The organism is Bacillus cereus group sp. N24, assembly GCF_016483345.1.
Classification (GTDB): Bacteria; Bacillota; Bacilli; order Bacillales; family Bacillaceae_G; genus Bacillus_A; species Bacillus_A toyonensis.
Window position 1 is genome coordinate 89,019 of the sequence record NZ_JAEHCA010000013.1, and the last position, 20,607, is coordinate 109,625.

Consider the following 20,607-nt stretch of genomic DNA (forward strand, 5'->3'; position numbering starts at 1 on the left):
ATCCCCTTTATTTTATATAGCTAATGATAAGAACAATCCAAATGAAAGCACCGGCAACAATACAAATGAATCCTGTTCCTGAATCCTTCTTTTTTATTTGTTCCATTGCAATGAGGAACATGAGAGCTCCTAATAAAAATTGTGAAAGTGGTAGAAAGTTATTTTGACCTGTATAGAGCCCGATTATCGACATTATGATCACAGTGAGTGCGATTGCAATGCGAAGTACACGAAGCATATTATGAATCCTCCTTATTATTTTTTGTATAAGGATTATCTTCTGGTTTATCAACGGAATGTTTGTATGCATAGCCTTTATTAATCGTCATGACGGAGAGTACTAGTATGACTAGGACGATTATAATACCGATAATTAATATTTTGAACATGAAATCCCTCCTTTTCTTTATTTTACATAATTTTGTAATTGATGAAAACAATAGAAACTAAAAGGATGAAAGAAGGGTGTTACATGGAGAAGAAAAAAACATATTATATATCAATAGGTAATGGTCAAATTTCACAAGTGAAGACGGCAGATACGTACAATTTTGAAGTTTACGCAAATGATGAGGAAATTACGGAGTTAAGAGCGTACTTTGATCAAGCATATGTAGAGGATTTAGGTTCATTTGTACGGTCTCACGTTCCATTTGTTGAATATCATCACGATTCAAATAATGATCGATATGATGAACAACTACAAAAAGCATATAAAATGATTTACGAATTAGGAAATCATGAGACGAAAGAATTAGTCGCACAAATGGGAATAATCAATGGATTGTAATTGGATAATATTATGCAGAAAAGCGAGAATATGCTACAATTTGTGGTAGGAAAAACTTGTAACCATCAATAGGGGAGTAATGGCATGTACAAATTTAAAGATTATTACCACAACACTGTACAATTATCGTTTGAACGTTATCCATTTTCTCCTGAGCCAAAGCATGTTTGGGTTGTATGCCGGTACGGGGATCAATGGTTATTAACGCATCATTTACGTCGCGGTCTTGAATTTCCAGGTGGTAAAGTAGAACTAGGGGAAACACCGGAAGAAGCGGCGGTTCGAGAAGTTCATGAAGAAACCGGCGGCATAGTTTCGGATTTAACTTACTTAGGACAATATAAAGTATCTGGAAAAGACAAAATAATCATTAAAAACATTTATTTTGCAACAATTAGTGCGGTAGAAGAACATACGCATTACGAAGAAACGAAAGGGTCTGTTTTATTGAAAGACATTCCTGATAACATTAAAACTGATAGAAAATTTAGCTTTATTATGCGCGACGATGTATTAGCGCGTACGATGAAACATATAGAAGAAATCGGCTGTTTTACGAAGTAAAATGGCCGGTTTCTTTTTTTGTTCGAGAATGTAAATATATCTTTATATCGTTTTGGGTATATTATACAATTTTGTAAAGATGTATTTACATTTTAGGAGGAGAAGATGGATAAAGGAAAAGAAACGACTGTTACTGTTTCGATGGTTAAATTAAATATCTATTCATTTTTTATAATATTCGCTCTAGCGATTGGAATTAGTTTTTTACATGCGCTTTTTTTAGGCGGATTTCAAGTTGAATTTACATTGCCCGTTATGTTTCTTTTAATTATTGGAATGATTGTTCTCATTTGTATTCATGAAGCGATACATTTAATAGGGTTTCGTTATATCGGAGGTGTTCCGTGGAGTGAACTAACATGGGGTGTCAATTGGAAATTAGGTGTAGCATATGCTCATTCTAAACAGGTGATTACAGTAAAGCAAATGAAGAAAGTTTTAATGTTGCCATTTTTACCGACTGGAATTTTACCAATTGTATTAGGATTAGCCATGAATCTGGAGCCACTTTCATTTTTAGGTGTTCTACTAACAGCAAGTTGTATTGGTGACATTGCTCTATATCAAAAAGTTTCAAAGTTTCCAGATGATGCACTAGTAAAAGATCATCCGAGTAAACCGCAGTTTACAGTTTATGAACAATAAAGGAAGAGGAGGCGTTTTTGAATAACGGCCTCCTCTTTTTGGCGGTAAATCGCTTATATAATTTATTTCCTATTATTTTGTTTTTATCTCTACCTCTAAAAATGAAAGAACATCTAATAAATCATCTATCACACGTGAATGCTCGAAGTCACCCCAAAATAAATCTCTCTTCCAAACGCCAAGAATTCCTACTTGTTCAGAACCGAGCGCGTCGTTTTCTGGATGATCTCCAACGTAAAGACATTCTTCGGCTTTTACATTCAGCTTTTGTAAAGCACGTTTGAAAATTTCAGGATGAGGTTTTTTGATTCCTTCCGCTTCTGAAACGAGAATTGTATTTGTATACGTATGTATGTTTAATGCTTGAAGGTTGCTCATTTGAAATTCAGTAAAGCCGTTTGTAATTATACCAATTTTAATGTTTAGCTGTTTTAATTGTTGAAGTAGTTCATGCATGTTTGGGAAAGGAATACAATGATGTCGGAAGTTTGTAATGTAGTCGTGCAACAGTTGCTCTGGCGTTAAAGTGGTAATGTTGTATTCGCAAAGGAGAGTGGAATATACCTTATCTTTCCACGTGTAACCATTATTATCGAGCTCGAGAAAACGAGAGCAATACTCGGATTTTTCTATGTTTATCAAATGAAAGGCGAAACGATTATATTGATCTCGAATAAATTGCTCTAGAGATTGGCGACGATCTAATAGTGTTCCATCTAAGTCAAATAAGACTGCTCGAATCATGGGAAACCTCCATACAGTTTTTATAATTAATTATCGCATATTCGTTAAAAAATGATTATGATATTTTTGTAGAATGGAATAATGGAGGGCGTATGAAAAAACTATATGGCAAGTTAGTGTGTTTTATGATTTCAACGGGCTTAGTAGCTGGATGTGATATGTCGGAGCAAACTTCAAAAAGAGAGAAAAAAGATGCGTGCGAAACGACAGAAGAATGTGCACAAATAGGTGATAAGACGCTTCAAAAGGTATATAAAAAAATAGATGGACTTTCAGAACTTGAAGTACTAGAGGATTATGATTTAGAAGGAAATTCAAGTAATGATATGAAAGAAGCGGAAATGAAAAAAGAGGATGATGAAAATTATTTCTTTTTAGCTTCTTATTATATTGATGGTGATGAAATTGTAGATCCGTATTTCGATAAACTAGATCGGAAACGATTGAATACGGCGTTCGCAGAAGATAAAGAAGCGAAAGAAGAGATACTAAAACAACGTCAAGATAAAGAGTATCATCAATCATTATGGGAGATGTATAGCACTCTTATTCCAGCTAAGTATCGCACTGACATAAAAGAGTTTGACATGGTAACAGATGGTTACGACGGAATTGTCGCCCACGTTATGCCGAGTGTAGAGTATCCGAAAGAGTGGACCCTTAGTTTAGATACGCTTGATTCTGCAGTAAATATTGATCAAGTGATGAAAACATTAATACATGAGACAGCCCACGTATTAACACTCGGACATAAACAAATATCAGTAAATGAAAAATACTTAAAGGCTTTTGAAGAAGAAAAAGATATTTCATCATACCAAAATAAATGTAAATCTCTTTTCTTGCAAGAAGGATGTGCGAAGGAGAGCTCTTATATAAATCAATTCCACAATTTGTTCTGGAAACCAATTGAGCAGGAGTGGACAGAAAAGAAAGTGGAAGAAAGCGAAGAAGCTCAAATTGAATTTTTTAAAGAGAAACAAAATGAGTTTGTTTCTCTTTACGGGACGACAAATGTAGCAGAAGACATTGCAGATACATTTACAGCGTTTATTTTACAAGATTCAAAAAAGGTGGAAGAAGGAACTGAGTTAAAATATAAAAAAATTGCGTTTTTCTATCAGTTCCCTGAGCTTGTAAAAATGAGAGCGGAAGTGTTAGCTGGATTATATGATGTTTCGAAAACGATAGAGTAACCAATTGGACACGAATGTGAGCTATGTATCCGATATATTTTAGCCAAGAGAAAACGTGAAGAATTTTAGTTCTTTACGTTTTTTATGTTGAGAAAGTTGAAAATTCTATCTTTTTAAAAAAAGAAGAAGGAACTAGTGCTATAAAAGAGAATTAGTATAAAAATGTCACAATTTAGACACAATTATAATGCGCGTGTTGTAGGGACTATAAGTTTACTCTCGAGGAGGTAATGAAACGTATGAAAACGATTCTTGCTGTTGCTGGTCTCATTTGGGTAATGTCTCACGGTTTTCCGATTTTTGAAGGGGAGCAAATTCGTAGTGCACTAAATAAAAAGTTCAACGATTATCATGTAATAGATCGAAAAGATAATGTCGTTACAGTACGTGTGAAAGACTGTTTCCATACAGTTACGGTTGCGGATGGAAATGTTACAAATGAAACAAAAATGTGTGATAAAAGGTAAAAGAAAGAAGCTGACTCTAGCATATTGTTTTGAGTCAGCTTCTTTTTCGTTTTCCGATTAGAAGTTTTTCAAATGCTTCTACAAACACATACATCAGTGTTGCGAGAACACATGTGAGTAGCACACTCAGTAAGACGAGTGTGAAGTTAAAGACTTGGAATCCATAGCTAATTAAGTAGCCAAGTCCTTGTTTAGAAACGAGAAGCTCACCGAAAATAACACCGACCCATGATAATCCAACGTTCACTTTTAGCGTTGAAATAATTGCAGGGAACGATGAGGGGAGTATAACTTGCTTATAGCATTGCCATTTATTTGCGCCAAATGTGTCCATTACTTTTATATAGTTAGAATCGACTTCTTGAAATGCGCTGTAAATAACGAGAATGGTAATGATGATGGAAATGATTACGCCCATTGCAATAGACGATGAAATATTAGGACCGAAGATTACAATGATAATAGGGCCGAGTGCGACTTTTGGCATTGCATTTAGGACGACGAGATATGGATCAAGAACGCGAGCTAAAAGTGGTATCCACCAAAGGAACGTGGCAATAATAGCCCCGAGTACTGTTCCAAGAATGAAGCCTACTCCTGTTTCAAGTAGCGTCGTCCATATGTGAATCCAAAGCGAACCATCAATCCACTTGCTAAGAAAGAGATCCCAAATACTCGACGGAGAGCTAAAGAGTAAAGGATCAATCCATTCGTTTTTGCTAGCTATTTCCCATAATACAAAGAAAAGAATGAGCAGTAAAAGTTGTAGCGAACGAGCAATCCATGCACGCCTGCGTTCTTCCTTTCGAAATTGTTCATGTAGCTGTTTTATATTATCCAAGGCGCTCCAGCTCCTTCCATATGTCTTGGAAAAGGGCTGGAAAGTCGTAGTGATGGCGCGATTCTAACGGTGATAAGGAGCGAATACTTTCTGGGACGACGAACGTTTTTGCAATTTTCCCAGGATTCGCTTGTAGTAAATAAATACGATCACTCATCGCAATTGCTTCTTCTATATCATGTGTCACGAGTAAAGATGTTTTTTTAAAGTTACGTAATAATGTGAAGACGAGATCCTCTAGTTTTAACTTTGTTTGATAATCGAGAGCGGAAAATGGTTCATCTAACAATAAAATTTTTGGATCAGTCGCTAATGTTCGAACGAGTGCAGCGCGTTGACGCATACCACCGGACAATTCACGAGGATATTGCTGTTCTACATCATGCAAACCGACTTGTTTTAAAAGCTTTAAAGTATGTTCTTTCGTTCGTTCATCATAAATCTTTCGAATATGAAGTCCAAGCATAATATTTTCTTCAATTGTTTTCCACGGAAACAAGTAATCTTGCTGGAGCATATAACCCATAGATGGACTTTTTGTTGTAATTGGTTCACCATCTAAAAATACGATGCCTTCAATTGGATCAAGTAGACCGGCGATAATCGAGAGAAGCGTTGTTTTCCCGCAACCACTTGGACCGAGTATAGAAATAAATTCTCCTTCTTCCACTTGTAAACTCATATCTTCGAGAATTAGTTTGGCGTTCTCTTTTGCGAAAAAGCAGTGAGAAACGTTACGTATTTGTAAAAAACTCATACACTTCGCCTCTATTTCTTAATAACGCTTTCGGCAATTTTCGTATTGACGAGCGCTTCATGTGGGACTTCTTTTTGTAATTCACCAGCGTCTTTCATAATAGTTTGGAGCTGTTTCCATTCTTCCGCATCTAATAGCGGATTTGTCGCATAAGAATGTTGCTTTTTATACCGTTCAATTACTTTTACTGTAATGTCTTTTGAAGTGTCTTTAAATAACGGAGAAACGGCATCAGCGATCTCTTCGGGACTATGTGTATCAACCCATTGCTGCGCTTTATAGAGCGCACGTGTGAACTTTTCAGCAGCAGTTTTATCCTTCTTTAAGAAACTTTCTCTTGCCATGAACGATGTATAAGGAACAGTACCAGATTCATTTCCGAACGAAGCGACGATATAACCTTTACCTTCTTTTTCGAATATACTTGCAGTCGGTTCAAAGAGCTGTACAAATTCTCCCGTACCAGATGCGTAGGCATTTGCGATATTAGCAAACTCGATGTTTTGAATTAAGTTCGTATCTTTGTGAGGATCAATGCCATTTTTCTTTAAAACGTATTCTCCAACCATTTGCGGCATGCCGCCTTTACGCTGACCTAAAAACGTAACACCTTTTACGTCATTCCAATTAAAAGAATCTAGCTTTTTACGTGAAACTAAAAATGTCCCATCTGTTTGTGTAAGCTGTGCGAAGTTAATAACAGGGTCTTTTGCTCCTTGTTGATGAACGTAAATAGACGTTTCAGAACCGACAAGAGCAATATCAATTCCACCAGATAATAGGGCGGTCATCGTCTTATCTCCGCCAGCTGTTGTTTGTAGGTCAATATTTAGTCCTTCATCTTTAAAAAAACCTTTTTCAATCCCAACATATAACGGTGCATAGAAAAGAGAATGGGTAACTTCGCCGACGCGAATGTTTTGAGTTTGATCTTTTGGCCCTTCTTTTTTACTACTACAAGCAGCAAAAGTGAAAACAGTTAGTAACATGATACAAAAAACAGCTATTAATTTTTTCACTATATAACACCTCCTAGAAGTCACTCTACAAGCATGATATGTAGGTAAGTGCCCATATGTGAGTATAGATAGCAGGAATTTTTTGAGTGATAAAGAAGTACAAATATAAGGGGTGATAAAATGAAGTACGAATATGATGACAGCGTACATTTACATCTTGATTATTTCGGAACAGAATGTGATATGGAATCGATTGCTTATAAGAGGAAGAATGAAGACGTATGGGATGTGTATTTTAATTTTGGAGTATACAGTATTCAGAAAGACGATGTAGAGTTAGGAAGGTTTATGGACGAATATGCTGGTTATTACGTTTTTTCTGTACATGCTCGTGATTTAAGCTGGGAATTTGGAAGTGCTCAGTTTGAGGAGTGGGTTTTGAAGAACCATATCGTCGAAAAACCGCTACAAAAATAGGAAGGAATTTCGTGATTAGATTTCTCATTTTAGTATTCATTTTTGTAGTCGGTTTTTACATCATGCAACTGCTCATTTATCAATTTACACAGAAAAATATTCATAAGTATAAAAAATGAAATGGGTTCATATGTGGCTACATATGCATATGGAAAAGGGTCCGGGACTAGATTTTTTTGATTTTGTATTTATAGTAATCGTATGTATTATATGGAGAATGTGGATAGTTTCTCTTTTATAGTAGATGTTTCAACACGTTCTTAAAGGCATCATGATTTGTCCTCTTAGTTTGTAAGGAATAAAGAAATAGAAATCAAAATCCGAAGCAAAACCTGCAAGTTTGATCAGGTTTTGCTTCGGATTTTAATTTGCATAATAAATAGATTATATCTCCTAAAATAACGGTAAATTTTAACTTTTTTTGAAGATAGAATCCTTTTGTAATATAGTTTGTATATGCAGTATTTTTGTGCTTTTTAGAATCTATTTTGTTGTAAAAAGTACGAAAAAATGTTATTTTTTAAGGGGTATTTAAGGTTATATATATATAATAAAAATAGATATGAAGATCATAAGTATAATGTTTTTTACTGATGCGGGGTGAAATAGAGAGAAGAAAACAAGAAGAGAAAAGAGGGAAATAAGTTGAGTTTGGATTTTGTAGTTCAGCAACAAAGAAGAAATGAATTTCGTTATAATTTTTCTGTTCAGCAAGAAAGAAAGAGCCCATTACTTTCTTTCATTATTAGCGGAATATGGACTGTTTTTTTAGAAACGTTGTTTGTTATTACATTAGGCTATTTCGAATTAGAGAAGACGAAGTTATTTTTTAATGAAGGAATCACGTTAAGTATAATTACTATAATTTTATGGAGCATACTATTTTTTATTGATTATTTGAATAAAGGGATAATCAATAAACTTAGACCAGCTATAAGAGTTCATATTTTATTGCTGCCAATAGCTCATTTAATAGTTTTTATTCATATATTCATACAAGAATATATGAATTTTTTGCTTGTGAATAACTGGATTTATTTGCAGTATACACAGTACCTATTCAGCGTTTTACTCATTTATATGGTGTATATTTTAGTTTACAATTCAATTGGAAAAATTTTACTAAGTGTAATGTTAACTAGTTGCTCTTTTATTATTTTAGGGATTGTTAATTACTTCAAGAGTATGTTCAGAGGAGAGCCGCTATATCCATCTGACTTTACACAAATAGGGCATATGCAGTCAGTTATACCAATGGTTATGGATTATTTTAGTTTGAAAAATATATTAATAGGAATCATTAGTATAGTTGTATTTGCATTTGTTGTTTTTACTATTCGAAAGCATATTAAATCTATAAAAATCCATATCGGTATGCGAATTGTTTTAATATGTACATCTCTGTTTATGGTGTATGCGTTTAGTAATTACCCTAATACATTTGTGAATAAGTTATTTGTAAAGGGTGGGGTATACTTCCCTTTATGGAATCAAAATATGAACTATGGTCAAAATGGCTTGGTTTTAGGATTTTTAAGTAACTTAGATACGACAGTTATTCAGGAACCAGAAAAATATTCAAAGGAAAATATGCTTCAAATTGCGAATGACATAAAGAAACAATATGGTGTTAATGTGAGTGAACAAAAAAAAGCCGAGAAACCGAATATTATATTTCTGATGAGCGAGGCTTTTTGGGACCCTACAAAACTAACGAATCTTTCATTTAGCGAAGATCCAGTCCCGAATCTACATCATTATATTGAGAATTTTCCAGGTGGACAAACAATAGCTCCTACATTTGGGGGGAATACAGCGAATACCGAATTTGAAGCGCTAACGAGTTATTCAATGAGTTTGTTAATGCCCGGTTCTATACCGTATCAACAAGCTGTTACAGGTCAGAAAGAAATCCCATCTATTGCAAGTGAATTGAAAAAACAAGGATACTATGCAAGTGCAATTCATGCTTTTGATCGCTCATTTTACAAACGAGATACTGTATATAATGTATTTGGATTTGATAACTTTAATGCAGAAGATACGATGAAGCATAAAGAATTAGCTGGGGACAATGTTAGTGATTTGTCTATGAGTAAAGAAATAATAGATGAATTGAATAAGAGAAAACAGCCTACATTTATTCATGCGGTAACGATGCAAAATCATTTTCCGTATAATCCGGGACGATTTGAAGAAAATCAAATAGAAGTTAATGGATTAACAGAAGATGCATCGAAGGCAGAATTAGAAATATATACGGAAGGTGTAAGGCGTTCCGATGAAGCTTTAAAATATTTAATAGACCAGCTTGATGAATTAGAAAGACCTACTTTATTAGTCTTTTTTGGAGATCATTTACCAGTACTAGGGACAAATAAGGCTATTTATAAAGAGGCTGGATATATAGAGAATGAAGAAACTGTAAGTGAAAGATTATCAATGGCAGAAACACCATTGTTAATGTATGCAAATTTTGATATACCAAATGACAACTTAGGTTTAGTAAGTCCAATGTATTTCTCAAATCTTGTTTTTGATTACGCAGGATTAAATAAATCACCATTTTATCAATTTTTATCGGGATTATATAAAGAAATCCCAGTGCTTAGAGATGAATTAAAAGTTGATAAAAATGGCGAAGAGATTAAAGACTTAACAAAGAAACAAAAAGAAATGTTAGAGCAATATAAAATGATTCAATATGATTTACTCGTTGGAAAGCAGTATAGTAAAGATATACTCTTTAAATAGGAGAAACAAAAAAGGACTTGTATAGGATACAAGTCCTTTTTTCATAGTATTTAACGGGGTAACCAGGCAAGCTGGGTTTAGGGAGTATTACTTGTACATTTAGTATAAACAAAAATGTAATCGTTTTATTAATTGATTTGTGAGAAATGTGTGAATTTTATTTTGTGAAAACTTCATTCACTTCAACAAATAACCTATAGGGCATATACTTTCACTTTCTTTGAAAAATAAATTATATTAACGGAAAAATAAGTTGTAATGATATTCGATGGGATAAATTAAAAAAAGAGATGGGAAGATAACAGAATGTATCATTCGTATCGTAGTTATTCTTACTTACGAATGGGCCGGTTTAATTGGGTAAACAAAAAAGATAGTTAATAAAAAAGAATTTGCTGTAAGGAAACTATGAATTTAAAAATTTTATAAGTTCTGCATTTAATTCATCTGCTTGGTCGATTGGAGAGCCGTGACCACTATTTGTAAGAGCATGTAGTTGAGCATTTTTAATCCGTTTTTGCGTGAGTTCAGCACTTTTGTATGGGATCAGTTGGTCGTGAACGCCGTGGAATATTTTTGTTGGAACGTTAATTTTACTTAAGTCTTTCGTTACGTCTTCGTTTGCAGCTGCTTGCAAAATTTTGATGAGAGCATAGGAAGCGGACTGCATACCGAGATAAGAAAACCATTCAAGGGTTGCAGCTCCTAAGTTTCTATTGAAAAATGATAAAGATACATCACTTAAAAATTTTGGTAAATTTACATACATTTGATGAATGAGGGTATCTGCTTGTTCTTTTGGTACACCGTAAGGGGACTCTTGATTTTTCACGAAAGAAGGAGAGACGGCATCAATTAATGCGAGCTTAGAAATACGACGCCCATTGTAGCGAGACATATAGCGAATAGAAAGAGCACCGCCGACTGAAAAACCGACTAACGTAGCATTTTCTACTTGGAGTGCTTCCAGAACAATTGCAATATCATCAGCTAATCGGTCATACGTGTAACCAGTCCATGGCTTATCAGATTGCCCATTTCCGCGTATATCCATGGCGATGCAGCGAAAGCCGTGCTCCGGTAAAACATTGAGTTGATATTGATACATTTGATGATTTAAAGGCCAGCCATGGACGAAAAAAACAGTTTTACTACCGGTACCGGGATTAACGTCTTGCACAAAAATATGAACATCTTTCTCGACCGTAACAAACATGAAGTATCCCCCTTATGTGTGTTAGTATGCTCTATCCCAAATTAACGAATGAACGCCGAGCTTTGGCTTCCAGTGGAATTTTACGAATCGCGACTTTCCATTTTTATTAACGAAACGAAATGTATGAACGCCAAATCCTTGCATCATTCGAAAACTTCTTGGAATTGTACGGTCGGACATAATCCACATCATCATTGCAGCTGATTCTTGATTATTGGCGATGAAGTCCCAAAAAGTATCATGTGCTGTTTGGCCCTGTGGAATTTCATTATGTGGCTCTGGTTTAAGGGCGTGAATAAGATCAGGAAATTTAATACCATCTTGAATGAAGAAAATTGGTATGTTATTTCCTACTAAGTCGAAATTTCCTTCTTCTGTATAAAATTTAACAGCGAATCCTCTAACATCTCGATTCGTTTCATTGGCTCCTTTTGATCCCGCTACTTCAGAAAAACGAACGAAAAGTGGTGTTGTTTTTGAAGGGTTTTGTAGAAAGTGTGCCATTGTTAGCTCTTCTAAAGATTCATATAACTCAAAAATGCCATGTGCTCCGTATCCTCGTGCATGAACGACTCTTTCAGGAATTCGTTCACGATCAAAATGAGAAAGCTTTTCTCGCATAAGAAAATCTTCCAGAAGGGTAGGGCCACGATCACTGGCAGTTAAAGAGTTTTCATCATTTGAAATTTTAACACCTGTATTTGTTGTCATCTCCTTTCCTTCATTTTCGCGTGTAAAGGATTGGAGCTGTTCTGTCTTTTTATTTTTTTTGCCGTCCATATAAAACACCTCCCATAATATACGTATTATTGATTGTAGTTTTTATGCTTGCACATAGTCTGAAGATATTACACTGTTGGTATGATTTTCCTCAAATGTTCGATTTATCTTTGTTTGTCTATGAAAATCATTTATTATAATAAATGGTATTCTTCGAGATATTATTTTGAAGGGGTGTTAAAGTGAAAGAAAGTTTTCTATCATATAAAGAAGAAGAAAGGAATGCAAAAATTTTCTTATGGGTGCTATTTGTTACTGTTACTGCATATCAAATTTTCTATGCAATCGTATTAGAAAATAAATCACTAACGGATAAGGGACATAACATACTATGGCAAGTTATTTGTGGAACAGCAATACTCGGCGTGAATATATATTTAATAAAAAAAGAGAAAGCAAACCTTGTTAAATATACATGTTTATTTGCATACGTAGGGATAGAAATGGCTAATATACTTTCGTATATTCTTTATAATAAGGCGGCATTTGATGGGGTAAATATAATGGAAATTATTCTCATTTTCTTTGTACCTATATTTTTAAATAAAAAGTATTTTGTGTTTTTACTTGCTACGATTATAGGGAAATATGTGATTTATTTATTTGTATTAGAGGAAGTAAAAGCGTTTATGTTTCTTATTATGTATATACTTTTATTAATAGCTGCATACATCATTTTAAATCGATTTTTACAATATCTTTCAGCTGTAAAGGAAAGTATTAAGATTGCTAGTGAATCACAAAAATTAGCAGTGATCGGAAAAATGGCAGCGACAGTCGGGCATGAAATTAAAAATCCACTTGCTTCGTTAAAAGGATTTACGCAATTACAGCGAGAGAAGCATGAAGATGATCCTATTTATAAACGAATGATCTTTGAAATAGAAAATATGAATAATATGATAAGTGAGTTAATGGAAGTTGCTACATGTAAACCTTCTATTTATGAGAAACATGATGTAGGAAAAATTGTATTACAAGCAGTAAAAACTCTTCACGAAAAAATGAATGAATCAAATGTTCAACTTATTTCTAATGTGGAAGAAAAAACAGTGGAAGTTGAATGTGATGAACGAAAAATAAGAGGAGTTTTTTTATATGTCATAAATAATGCTCTGGAGGCAATGGAGCAAGGTGGCATTTTAGATTTGCGATTAGAAAATAAAGGGAAAGATTATGTGATGATAAGTATAATCGATAGTGGTTACGGTATTAAGAAGGAAAATTTAGCTCGTGTGACAGAGGCTTTTTATACAACGAAACAAGATAAAATTGGTCTAGGACTTACGGTAGCGGATCGAATTGTTGCCGAGCATCTTGGTGAATTATGCATTGTAAGTGAAAGAGATATTGGAACAAGAATAGACATCATTCTTCCAATGAAGTTTGGAAATTATGAAGTCCAAGTGGAAGAAAAGCTAGGAGTTACCATATGAATAAAGGCTATATATTTAAAAATGAAGAAATAAAGGCACTCAAAGTATTTTTAAGCTTATTTTTTATTATATTTTTTGTATATGATCTTGCCTATGAATTTATCGTACCTTTAATAGGGGGGGAACAAGAAGGAGTAGGAAAATTCGAAGATGGTTTAGGTTTATGGCTCTATTTTTGGATGGTGATATTGTTTTGCATCGGCATATATTTTATGAAATGGAAGAATCCATTTGCGGTAAAGTATATCATTTTAATTGGCTATAATATATTAGATTTTATCCATAATATTATGATTTATTCTGGTAGTGATGCTGAGTTTGATGGTGGAAATATAGTAGAAGGATTTTTCATTTTATTTGCACCAATCTTCGTGAGTAAAAAATATTTTTGGTTAGTTATAGGGATAATTGTTGGAAGGTACGCTCTTATTGGAATCATTATTCAATCTTCTCTCGTTTTAATCCCAATGGCATTATGTAGCGTATTCTCCATTATATGTTGGATTATATTTTTGAGATTCCAGTCTTACATTCGTACGATTGAGATGATGGATAAAGAAATAAAACAAACAGAAAAGCTAGCAACTGTTGGAAAAATGGCAACAGTTATTGGCTATAAGATTAGAAGACCTTTAGCAACTTTAAAAAAACTTGTGAATAAACAAGCAAACAAGCATCCCGAGGATAAGATTTATAGCGATATTATGAAGCAAGAGGTAGAACGAATTCATACAATTACTACAGAACTTAGTGGGTTTGAGAAATCTAAATCGCTAGAATCAGAAACTCATAACATACAAGAAATCATCGCTTATGTTATTCGGGTTATGGGTAAGCCTGCTTTAGAACAAGGGGTGCACATACAAGGTATTTACAGTAAAGACATACCGTCAATTACATGCGACGAACAACGATTAAAACAAGTATTTTTTAATTTAATCAAAAATGGGATTGAAGCAATGTCAGTTGGTGGAACGATTACGATTAAAGTTACCGTAGAAGATGGAATCGTCGTTCAGGTGAAAGATGAGGGGTGCGGCATTCCGAAAGATAAAATTCCAAAGTTAAATGAAGCTTTTTACACAACGAAAGAAACGGGCACAGGTTTAGGGTTAGTAGTTACAGAAAAAATTATTAAAGACCACAACGGTAAAATGAGCTTTGAAAGTGAAGTTGGAGTTGGAACGACGGTAAAGGTAATGTTGCCGATGTAATGATAAAATATTCGAAAAAGGGAGATTACTTACTTGAGAGCGATCTCCTTTTTTATTCTGTAAAAAATAAATTGGTGTGTGTACCCATCTTCACTAATTAAAGCGCCCTTTTATAACCACCATTTCTCCTGCGGAATTAAAGTAATATCCAAACGAAAGTTCTCTTTAAACCAATCATATATCAATGTCTCTTTCACTAAGTATTCAGAGGCAGAGTGCGACACACCGATGAGTGACATATTCGTTGTTTTTACATAATCCATAATGAGCGAGTATTTATGTCTACCGTAATCATTGTCGATATGGCAATGGATTTCTCCTGCAATATATGCTTCAGCACCTTTTTCTTCTGCTTCGTTCATTAAAGATACGACATCGCCACATCCAGCGATAATTGCAATTTTTTTAATGGAATCGTGTTGTTTACCTTCGAAGTCTGTGTAAGGAATGTGGAAGAGTTTTTTTAGACGTTTTTGGAGTGCTTCTGTTGATGTTTCATCTATTTCACAAATGAGACCGACTGGCTCGCTTTCTGGACCACCGTAAGCAAATCCGTCAATTACACTGGCTTGGAGTGCTTTTGCGATTGAAATGCTTGTTCCATACGTTTGATGAAAATCCATTGGTCCGTGACATGTATATATAGAAAGTTGTTTTTCTTTTATCGCCTGCAAATATTTTTCTGGAATGGGAATAAAACCACGGCCTGATTTTCCAAGCGGATCACCGCACTCCATTACAAGTGGATGATGCATAAAGAGTAAATCACCGGGTGTCGATTGTGAAATGAAAGCTTCAAGAACGTCATCTGTAGGGAATACAGCTAAAAATACTTTGTTTACATTTTCAGCCCCTCGTATCATAAGACCGTTAAATAGCTCTACAAAAGTTGCTTCAAAAAATTGTTGCCATGGAAATTGGATAGAATCATATACAGCAGGGATAAAGCGACTAAAGGCAATGTCTTTTCCGTATTTTTCGATTTGGAATATATGATTGAGTGATTGTTCTATTTCTTTTAAAGCTGGCATGTTGTGTTATCCTCCTTAAACTAATTCTTACTCTATAGTTATTTTTGTTTTTCATGGCAAAATAAGAAGCGGATAGGAAACAAATAAAACCTAGAATCCAACCAATAGAAGGAGAATAGGGAAGTATATGTTGTAATATCATTCCGCTAGAAATAAAAAAGCTACCTAATAGGCCTAATAAAATAGGATATCGCTTTAGTTGAGACATCAGTGATAGAACCTCCTTTATCACATACATTGTATATTAGTCTTAATTTTCTGTATACAAAGTTTTAGAAAAATAGTGGTACAATATATGAATGATACGAGAAGAGAGGATGAACATTAACAGATGTACGTTACTGTAACAGAAGCAGCATATAAAAAAATCATGGATACGATTCCAAATGAAGCGAAATATATAAAGTTATTTTACGATAATGAAGGTTGCGGTTGTGTTATGAGCGGAATCATTGATTTAGTAGCTGTAGTCGAAAAAGATGAGCGTGATGTAGATATTGAATCAAGTACACTTAGCTTTATCGCCGATCGCACAAAGCTTGTATTTATGGATGATAAGTTAACGGTTGATTGGCATGAAGGTGGAGGAACTTTTCAGTTGAAAAGCCCGAGCCAGTTTTATAATCCAAATATGAAGTTACATGTTCGAGTATAATAAAGAAAAGACGGTTCCAATATGTTTTTGGAATCGTCTTTTTCATTGCATAAGGTGTTATTATTGCCGTTTTTTGTTGATAAGTCGATATACTTAAAAAATCGCCGATATAATTTCATGTGTCAAAGTAAAGCTCTTGATACAATAAAAGATTTTTTCACATAATGAAATGTACACGTGATTGAATTTTCTGTATAATTTTCTTTGCGGAGGGGATACGCATGAGAAGATGGGGAATTGAGTTATTAATTTTAAGTGTCGTTATGATTTGGGGTATTAACTATACCATTGCAAAATATGGGCTTGTAGAATTTACAGCAATTGAGTTTACTGCTATTCGGATGATGGCGGCGGCACCGTTACTGTTATTGCTTACATTCTTTATTGAAAAGTCGCTTTATGTGGAGCGAAAAGATATACCAAGATTAATCGTTGTTAGTTTTGTAGGTATTGTACTATATCAAACGTTATTTATGGAAACTGTTAAATATACATCCGCTACAAATGCCTCTTTACTCATTTCTATTTCACCTATTTTTACAACTTTATTTGCGGTTTTTTTGAAACAAGAAAAGTTTTCTTCTCGGAAGTTAATTGGTTCTATGATTGCCTTTGTGGGTGCAGCATTAGTTTTAGTAGCGGGGCATTCACTCGCTAGTTCTTTTTACGGGAATGGAATTGGAATGATTACATCAATATGCTGGGGGCTTTATCCTGTTTTAGCAGGGCCATTAATTAAAAAATATTCAGCACTACGTGTTACTGCATGGTCGGCATTAGTTGGAGCAATTCCGCTTTTATTATTAAGTGGTCCACATGTATTTGTCATGCCGTTTCTTATTACAAAAGGGATGACACTATTTGCTTTACTATATTCTATTTTCTTTGTAACAGTATTTGGTTTAGTAATGTGGTATATCGGTGTTCAAAAAATTGGGGCATCCCATACGATGGTATATATGTATATTACACCGATTGTAGCGGTTTTATTTGCAGCTATATGGACAAATGAATCTATTTCAGTACAACAAATGATCGGTGGGATAATCATTTTCTTTGGTCTATGGTTTGTAAAATTGGAGAAAGTAAAAGTTCATACTACCGTACAGGAACCTATATCAAAATAGGAAAACAGATCACTTATGATCTGCTTTCCTATTTTTTTATTTTTGGTAAGAAGACGAGAAATAAGATAGCAGTAATAAGTGGAATTAAGTTTAAAAATGGAATACGGAAGAGTGTGATAAGAATAATACCTGGAAGGAGAACACCGAGGACAGCGTAGAAAATACTATGATTTTTCGTGTACCAATATAGCGAAAGTCCAATAAGTGCAGGGACAATGAGGTGAATGAGAGCCATTAAAAAATAAATCATTAGACGCCCCCTTTATTTGTGTATTTATTACATCATATCCGTATGTTCATAGATTGATATCACTTTTTTCATAAATGGACGAAAAATGTTTGGAAAAACGTCACAAATTATAAGAATATGATGTTCGAAATCTTGTATAATATTATTTTCTGAAAACATTTAAACAACATAAACATTGCGTTTATGTTGTTTTTAATTTGAGTGAAGAGAATTTTAAGTAGTATGAACTCGAAAGAAATGAGTTATACAGCTTTTGCTGGATAGATTAAAACTACTGAAGAGGGGTACAGCATGATTAGTATGTCATTAAGATCGTTTAAAATTCAATCGTATTATTTACTAGGTATTCTGCTATTAGGCTGGATGTTAACGCCGTTTTCAGCGCATTTTCTAGGTGCAGGAATTGGACTTATCGTAAGTATGTATTGTGTTTGGCTTTTAGGGAGACGAATTGAGAAGCTTGGAGATAGCATTGTAAAGAAAACGAAAGCACCGACGCTCGGTATGTTTAACCGTTTTGCCGCTGCTATTTTGGGTGCTATTATTATGTACGAAATTGAGCACCATATGGTGATGTGGGCTTTTGCAGTAGGGATTATGGGCGGTTATTTCTTAATTGTTGTTAATTTAGGCTACTATAGCATGAAAGATGAGAAAGAATTAACGAAGAGATAAAAAGATAAAAGCTGCTTTTTAGATGGGATAGAGGGTCCAGCGGTGGCTAGAAGCGGTTAGAGCCTTTTTTAGCTCCATACAGTGTGAGAACAGAAGGATGTAGTAAGTAGGGAAATAGTTTGTGTGTTTGAATCCGTGATTTGTATGTGTGAAAATTTAAGTATATGAATTGTAGATTGTGGTTGGGAATTTTTTAGATGGAATAGAGAATCCGGCGATGGTTAGAAGCGATTAGAGCCTTTTTTAGCTCCGTACTTGTATAAAAAATAGATAGAAAGAAGCTTACGTAAAAACGTAAGCTTCTTTTTTATGTAAGTGTGTGTAACCGTTAAGCCGCATTGGGTTTTGTCGGTGAGTACGCGAAACTTTACGGTTACACGACACTTATTCATATGAGTAAAGGGTTATTCCAACAGAAAGTTTTAACTTAAGCGATTGGACCGCCTAAGTTAATAATAGCTTCAGAAACGCTGTCGAACTTTTTGAAGTTAGCTTTGAATTCGTTTGCAAGTTCAATTGCTTTTGTTTTGTAAGCAGCTTTATCAGCCCAAGTTTGTTCAGGCATTAATACTTCGTCAGGTACACCTGGTACGTGAAGAGGTACTTCAAGACCGAAGATGTCATGTTTAGCAGTTTCAGCTTTTGCAAGTTCACCGCTTAGTGCTGCTTGAATCATTGCGCGAGTGTAACCTAAGTTCATACGCTTACCAACACCGTATTCGCCACCAGTCCAGCCAGTGTTTACTAAGAATACTTTCGCATCGTGTTTCTCAATTTTTTCACCAAGCATTTCAGCATAGCGAGATGCATCAAGTGGTAAGAATGGTGAACCGAAGCAAGTTGAGAATGTAGCTTGCGGAGATGTAATGCCGCGCTCTGTTCCTGCTAGTTTACTAGTGTAACCACTTAAGAAATGGTACATAGCTTGTTCTTTTGATAACTTACTGATTGGAGGCAATACGCCAGATGCATCAGCAGTTAAGAAAATGATTGTATTTGGATGTCCTGCAACACTTGGCAGCACGATATTGTCAATCGCATGCATAGGGTAGGCAGCACGTGTATTTTCTGTTAAAGTAGTATCGTTATAGTCAGCGATGCGTGTTTGATCATTAATGACAACGTTTTCTAAAACAGATCCAAATTTGATTGCATCAAAGATTTGTGGTTCTTTCTCATGAGAAAGGTTTACACATTTCGCATAGCAACCGCCTTCAATATTGAATACACCGTTATCAGACCAACCATGCTCATCATCACCGATTAATTTACGGTTTGGATCAGCAGATAAAGTTGTTTTACCTGTTCCAGATAAACCGAAGAATAGTGCTACGTCACCTTCTTCACCTACGTTTGCAGAGCAATGCATAGAAAGAATATCTTGTTCAGGTAGTAAGAAGTTCATAATAGAGAAGATTGATTTTTTCATTTCTCCAGCGTATTCTGTACCACCAATTAGTACGATACGTTTTTCGAATGAAACCATGATGAATGCTTCAGAGTTTGTACCGTCAATTACTGGATCTGCTTTAAAGTTCGGTGCAGAAACAATTGTAAACTCTGATTCATGAGTTGTTAATTCTTCTTCAGTTGGACGAATAAATAATTGATGTACAAATAGATTGTGCCATGCATATTCGTTAATAACTTGAATTGGTAGGCGATAGTTGCGATCAGCGCCTGCAAATCCTTTGAAGACGAATAACTCTTCTTTTTCTTTTAAGTATTCTAAAACTTTAGTATATAATTTATTAAAATGTTCTTCAGAAATCGGTTGGTTCACAGCTCCCCAAGCAATTTTGTCAGCAACCGATGCTTCTTTCACAATAAATTTATCTTTAGGAGAACGTCCTGTGTATTTTCCTGTTGAAGCAGAAACTGCACCAGTAGAAGTTAATTTCCCTTCATTTCGCATTAATACTTTTTCCACTAATTGCGGAACACTTAGTTGAATCTGTGCATTGCTTCCGTTCAATAATTCATGTAAACCGATTTGGACATTCACAGTACTCATATTTATATACCATCC

General features: G+C 34.6%; 22 protein-coding genes and 2 pseudogenes. 13 read left to right on the forward strand and 11 right to left on the reverse strand.

What is annotated here, in order from left to right; genetic code table 11:
* Positions 1–7: 7 nt before the first annotated feature.
* The gene (locus JDS95_RS18750) at positions 8–238 is read right to left on the reverse strand and encodes a DUF3953 domain-containing protein (protein WP_000946673.1); all 231 of its coding nucleotides are present in this window, start codon (positions 236–238) and stop codon (positions 8–10) included.
* Position 239: 1 nt separating this feature from the next.
* The gene (ytzI, locus tag JDS95_RS18755) at positions 240–389 is read right to left on the reverse strand and encodes a YtzI protein (protein WP_000472801.1); all 150 of its coding nucleotides are present in this window, start codon (positions 387–389) and stop codon (positions 240–242) included.
* Positions 390–472: 83 nt separating this feature from the next.
* Between ytzI and JDS95_RS18760 the strand changes: the two genes are divergently transcribed.
* The 3 genes from JDS95_RS18760 to JDS95_RS18770 all read left to right on the forward strand — a co-directional run bounded on the left by JDS95_RS18760 (position 473) and on the right by JDS95_RS18770 (position 1,999).
* Positions 473–790 carry a hypothetical protein gene (locus JDS95_RS18760; protein ID WP_000412304.1) on the forward strand — a complete coding sequence of 106 codons (318 nt, stop codon included), beginning with the start codon at positions 473–475 and terminating at the stop codon, positions 788–790.
* A gap of 84 nt (positions 791–874) precedes the next feature.
* Positions 875–1,354, forward strand: coding sequence for an antimutator 8-oxo-(dGTP/GTP)ase (mutTA, locus tag JDS95_RS18765; RefSeq protein ID WP_000276384.1), 480 nt, complete (start codon positions 875–877; stop codon positions 1,352–1,354).
* 105 nt (positions 1,355–1,459) lie between these two features.
* Entirely contained in the window at positions 1,460–1,999 is a 540-nt protein-coding gene (locus JDS95_RS18770; protein WP_000357377.1) for a DUF3267 domain-containing protein, read from the forward strand.
* A gap of 72 nt (positions 2,000–2,071) precedes the next feature.
* Here the strand turns inward: JDS95_RS18770 and JDS95_RS18775 are convergent, their stop codons facing one another.
* Entirely contained in the window at positions 2,072–2,743 is a 672-nt protein-coding gene (locus JDS95_RS18775) for an HAD family hydrolase (protein WP_000617325.1), read from the reverse strand.
* A 92-nt stretch (positions 2,744–2,835) separates the two neighbouring features.
* Here JDS95_RS18775 and JDS95_RS18780 point away from each other — a divergent pair, with 92 nt between their 5' ends.
* Positions 2,836–3,939, forward strand: a complete 1,104-nt coding sequence (locus JDS95_RS18780; RefSeq protein WP_000737835.1) for a hypothetical protein — start codon at positions 2,836–2,838, stop codon at positions 3,937–3,939.
* A gap of 239 nt (positions 3,940–4,178) precedes the next feature.
* On the forward strand, positions 4,179–4,406 hold the full coding sequence (locus tag JDS95_RS18785; protein ID WP_000849116.1) for a hypothetical protein: 228 nt from the start codon (positions 4,179–4,181) through the stop codon (positions 4,404–4,406).
* Positions 4,407–4,440: 34 nt separating this feature from the next.
* Here JDS95_RS18785 and JDS95_RS18790 read toward each other — a convergent pair whose 3' ends face one another.
* From JDS95_RS18790 to JDS95_RS18800, 3 genes are read right to left on the reverse strand one after another with little or no spacing between them, the layout of a single operon-like run.
* Positions 4,441–5,247 (reverse strand): ABC transporter permease, encoded by an 807-nt coding sequence (locus JDS95_RS18790; protein WP_000368764.1) that lies wholly within the window; start codon positions 5,245–5,247, stop codon positions 4,441–4,443.
* A complete protein-coding gene (locus tag JDS95_RS18795; RefSeq protein WP_000009038.1) occupies positions 5,240–6,004 on the reverse strand; it encodes an ABC transporter ATP-binding protein in 765 nt (254 codons plus the stop codon). The genes JDS95_RS18790 and JDS95_RS18795 overlap by 8 nt, the downstream gene beginning before the upstream one ends.
* 11 nt (positions 6,005–6,015) lie before the next feature.
* Positions 6,016–7,023, reverse strand: a complete 1,008-nt coding sequence (locus JDS95_RS18800; RefSeq protein WP_000733218.1) for an ABC transporter substrate-binding protein — start codon at positions 7,021–7,023, stop codon at positions 6,016–6,018.
* 120 nt (positions 7,024–7,143) lie between these two features.
* On the opposite strand from JDS95_RS18800, the gene JDS95_RS18805 reads away from it, so the two are divergent.
* The 3 genes and pseudogenes from JDS95_RS18805 (at position 7,144) to JDS95_RS18815 (ending at position 10,194) form a co-directional block, all read left to right on the forward strand.
* On the forward strand, positions 7,144–7,440 hold the full coding sequence (locus JDS95_RS18805) for a DUF3986 family protein (RefSeq protein ID WP_199690714.1): 297 nt from the start codon (positions 7,144–7,146) through the stop codon (positions 7,438–7,440).
* Positions 7,441–7,451: 11 nt separating this feature from the next.
* A pseudogene (locus JDS95_RS31860) lies at positions 7,452–7,681 on the forward strand (hypothetical protein).
* Between the two features lie 404 nt (positions 7,682–8,085).
* Positions 8,086–10,194: an LTA synthase family protein gene (locus tag JDS95_RS18815; RefSeq protein ID WP_199690715.1), complete on the forward strand. Its 2,109-nt coding sequence runs from the start codon at positions 8,086–8,088 to the stop codon at positions 10,192–10,194.
* A 406-nt stretch (positions 10,195–10,600) separates the two neighbouring features.
* Here the strand turns inward: JDS95_RS18815 and JDS95_RS18820 are convergent, their stop codons facing one another.
* Together JDS95_RS18820 and JDS95_RS18825 are read right to left on the reverse strand one after the other, a co-directional pair.
* Entirely contained in the window at positions 10,601–11,410 is an 810-nt protein-coding gene (locus JDS95_RS18820; RefSeq protein WP_000498306.1) for an alpha/beta fold hydrolase, read from the reverse strand.
* Between the two features lie 27 nt (positions 11,411–11,437).
* A pseudogene (locus tag JDS95_RS18825) lies at positions 11,438–12,190 on the reverse strand (catalase); the annotation flags it as partial.
* A gap of 182 nt (positions 12,191–12,372) precedes the next feature.
* On the opposite strand from JDS95_RS18825, the gene JDS95_RS18830 reads away from it, so the two are divergent.
* Positions 12,373–13,626 (forward strand): ATP-binding protein, encoded by a 1,254-nt coding sequence (locus tag JDS95_RS18830; protein WP_144467203.1) that lies wholly within the window; start codon positions 12,373–12,375, stop codon positions 13,624–13,626.
* A complete protein-coding gene (locus JDS95_RS18835; RefSeq protein ID WP_144467202.1) occupies positions 13,623–14,840 on the forward strand; it encodes an ATP-binding protein in 1,218 nt (405 codons plus the stop codon). Before JDS95_RS18830 ends, JDS95_RS18835 begins: the two co-directional genes overlap by 4 nt.
* A 110-nt stretch (positions 14,841–14,950) precedes the next feature.
* Here JDS95_RS18835 and JDS95_RS18840 read toward each other — a convergent pair whose 3' ends face one another.
* Complete coding sequence (locus JDS95_RS18840) at positions 14,951–15,871, reverse strand: Nif3-like dinuclear metal center hexameric protein (RefSeq protein WP_001111097.1); 921 nt, start codon at positions 15,869–15,871, stop codon at positions 14,951–14,953.
* Between the two features lie 331 nt (positions 15,872–16,202).
* Here JDS95_RS18840 and JDS95_RS18850 point away from each other — a divergent pair, with 331 nt between their 5' ends.
* Positions 16,203–16,526, forward strand: coding sequence for an iron-sulfur cluster biosynthesis family protein (locus JDS95_RS18850; protein ID WP_000289568.1), 324 nt, complete (start codon positions 16,203–16,205; stop codon positions 16,524–16,526).
* Between the two features lie 221 nt (positions 16,527–16,747).
* Positions 16,748–17,653, forward strand: coding sequence for a DMT family transporter (locus JDS95_RS18855; protein ID WP_199690717.1), 906 nt, complete (start codon positions 16,748–16,750; stop codon positions 17,651–17,653).
* A gap of 28 nt (positions 17,654–17,681) precedes the next feature.
* Here the strand turns inward: JDS95_RS18855 and JDS95_RS18860 are convergent, their stop codons facing one another.
* Positions 17,682–17,903, reverse strand: a complete 222-nt coding sequence (locus tag JDS95_RS18860) for a hypothetical protein (protein WP_000639048.1) — start codon at positions 17,901–17,903, stop codon at positions 17,682–17,684.
* 291 nt (positions 17,904–18,194) lie between these two features.
* Between JDS95_RS18860 and JDS95_RS18865 the strand changes: the two genes are divergently transcribed.
* Positions 18,195–18,578, forward strand: a complete 384-nt coding sequence (locus JDS95_RS18865; RefSeq protein ID WP_000624935.1) for an ATP synthase subunit I — start codon at positions 18,195–18,197, stop codon at positions 18,576–18,578.
* 427 nt (positions 18,579–19,005) lie between these two features.
* Here JDS95_RS18865 and pckA read toward each other — a convergent pair whose 3' ends face one another.
* On the reverse strand, positions 19,006–20,592 hold the full coding sequence (pckA, locus tag JDS95_RS18870; RefSeq protein WP_085450525.1) for a phosphoenolpyruvate carboxykinase (ATP): 1,587 nt from the start codon (positions 20,590–20,592) through the stop codon (positions 19,006–19,008).
* Positions 20,593–20,607 lie beyond the last annotated feature (15 nt).

Excerpts from the sequence above, each read along its gene's own strand:
- JDS95_RS18750 (WP_000946673.1), bottom strand. The coding sequence starts at position 238 with ATGCTTCGTGTACTTCGCATTGCAATCGCACTCACTGTGATCATAATG.
- ytzI (WP_000472801.1), bottom strand. The coding sequence starts at position 389 with ATGTTCAAAATATTAATTATCGGTATTATAATCGTCCTAGTCATACTA.
- JDS95_RS18760 (WP_000412304.1), top strand. The coding sequence starts at position 473 with ATGGAGAAGAAAAAAACATATTATATATCAATAGGTAATGGTCAAATT.
- mutTA (WP_000276384.1), top strand. The coding sequence starts at position 875 with ATGTACAAATTTAAAGATTATTACCACAACACTGTACAATTATCGTTT.
- JDS95_RS18770 (WP_000357377.1), top strand. The coding sequence starts at position 1,460 with ATGGATAAAGGAAAAGAAACGACTGTTACTGTTTCGATGGTTAAATTA.
- JDS95_RS18775 (WP_000617325.1), bottom strand. The coding sequence starts at position 2,743 with ATGATTCGAGCAGTCTTATTTGACTTAGATGGAACACTATTAGATCGT.
- JDS95_RS18780 (WP_000737835.1), top strand. The coding sequence starts at position 2,836 with ATGAAAAAACTATATGGCAAGTTAGTGTGTTTTATGATTTCAACGGGC.
- JDS95_RS18785 (WP_000849116.1), top strand. The coding sequence starts at position 4,179 with ATGAAAACGATTCTTGCTGTTGCTGGTCTCATTTGGGTAATGTCTCAC.
- JDS95_RS18795 (WP_000009038.1), bottom strand. The coding sequence starts at position 6,004 with ATGAGTTTTTTACAAATACGTAACGTTTCTCACTGCTTTTTCGCAAAA.
- JDS95_RS18805 (WP_199690714.1), top strand. The coding sequence starts at position 7,144 with ATGAAGTACGAATATGATGACAGCGTACATTTACATCTTGATTATTTC.
- JDS95_RS18820 (WP_000498306.1), bottom strand. The coding sequence starts at position 11,410 with ATGTTTGTTACGGTCGAGAAAGATGTTCATATTTTTGTGCAAGACGTT.
- JDS95_RS18835 (WP_144467202.1), top strand. The coding sequence starts at position 13,623 with ATGAATAAAGGCTATATATTTAAAAATGAAGAAATAAAGGCACTCAAA.
- JDS95_RS18840 (WP_001111097.1), bottom strand. The coding sequence starts at position 15,871 with ATGCCAGCTTTAAAAGAAATAGAACAATCACTCAATCATATATTCCAA.
- JDS95_RS18850 (WP_000289568.1), top strand. The coding sequence starts at position 16,203 with ATGTACGTTACTGTAACAGAAGCAGCATATAAAAAAATCATGGATACG.
- JDS95_RS18855 (WP_199690717.1), top strand. The coding sequence starts at position 16,748 with ATGAGAAGATGGGGAATTGAGTTATTAATTTTAAGTGTCGTTATGATT.
- JDS95_RS18860 (WP_000639048.1), bottom strand. The coding sequence starts at position 17,903 with ATGATTTATTTTTTAATGGCTCTCATTCACCTCATTGTCCCTGCACTT.
- JDS95_RS18865 (WP_000624935.1), top strand. The coding sequence starts at position 18,195 with ATGATTAGTATGTCATTAAGATCGTTTAAAATTCAATCGTATTATTTA.
- pckA (WP_085450525.1), bottom strand. The coding sequence starts at position 20,592 with ATGAGTACTGTGAATGTCCAAATCGGTTTACATGAATTATTGAACGGA.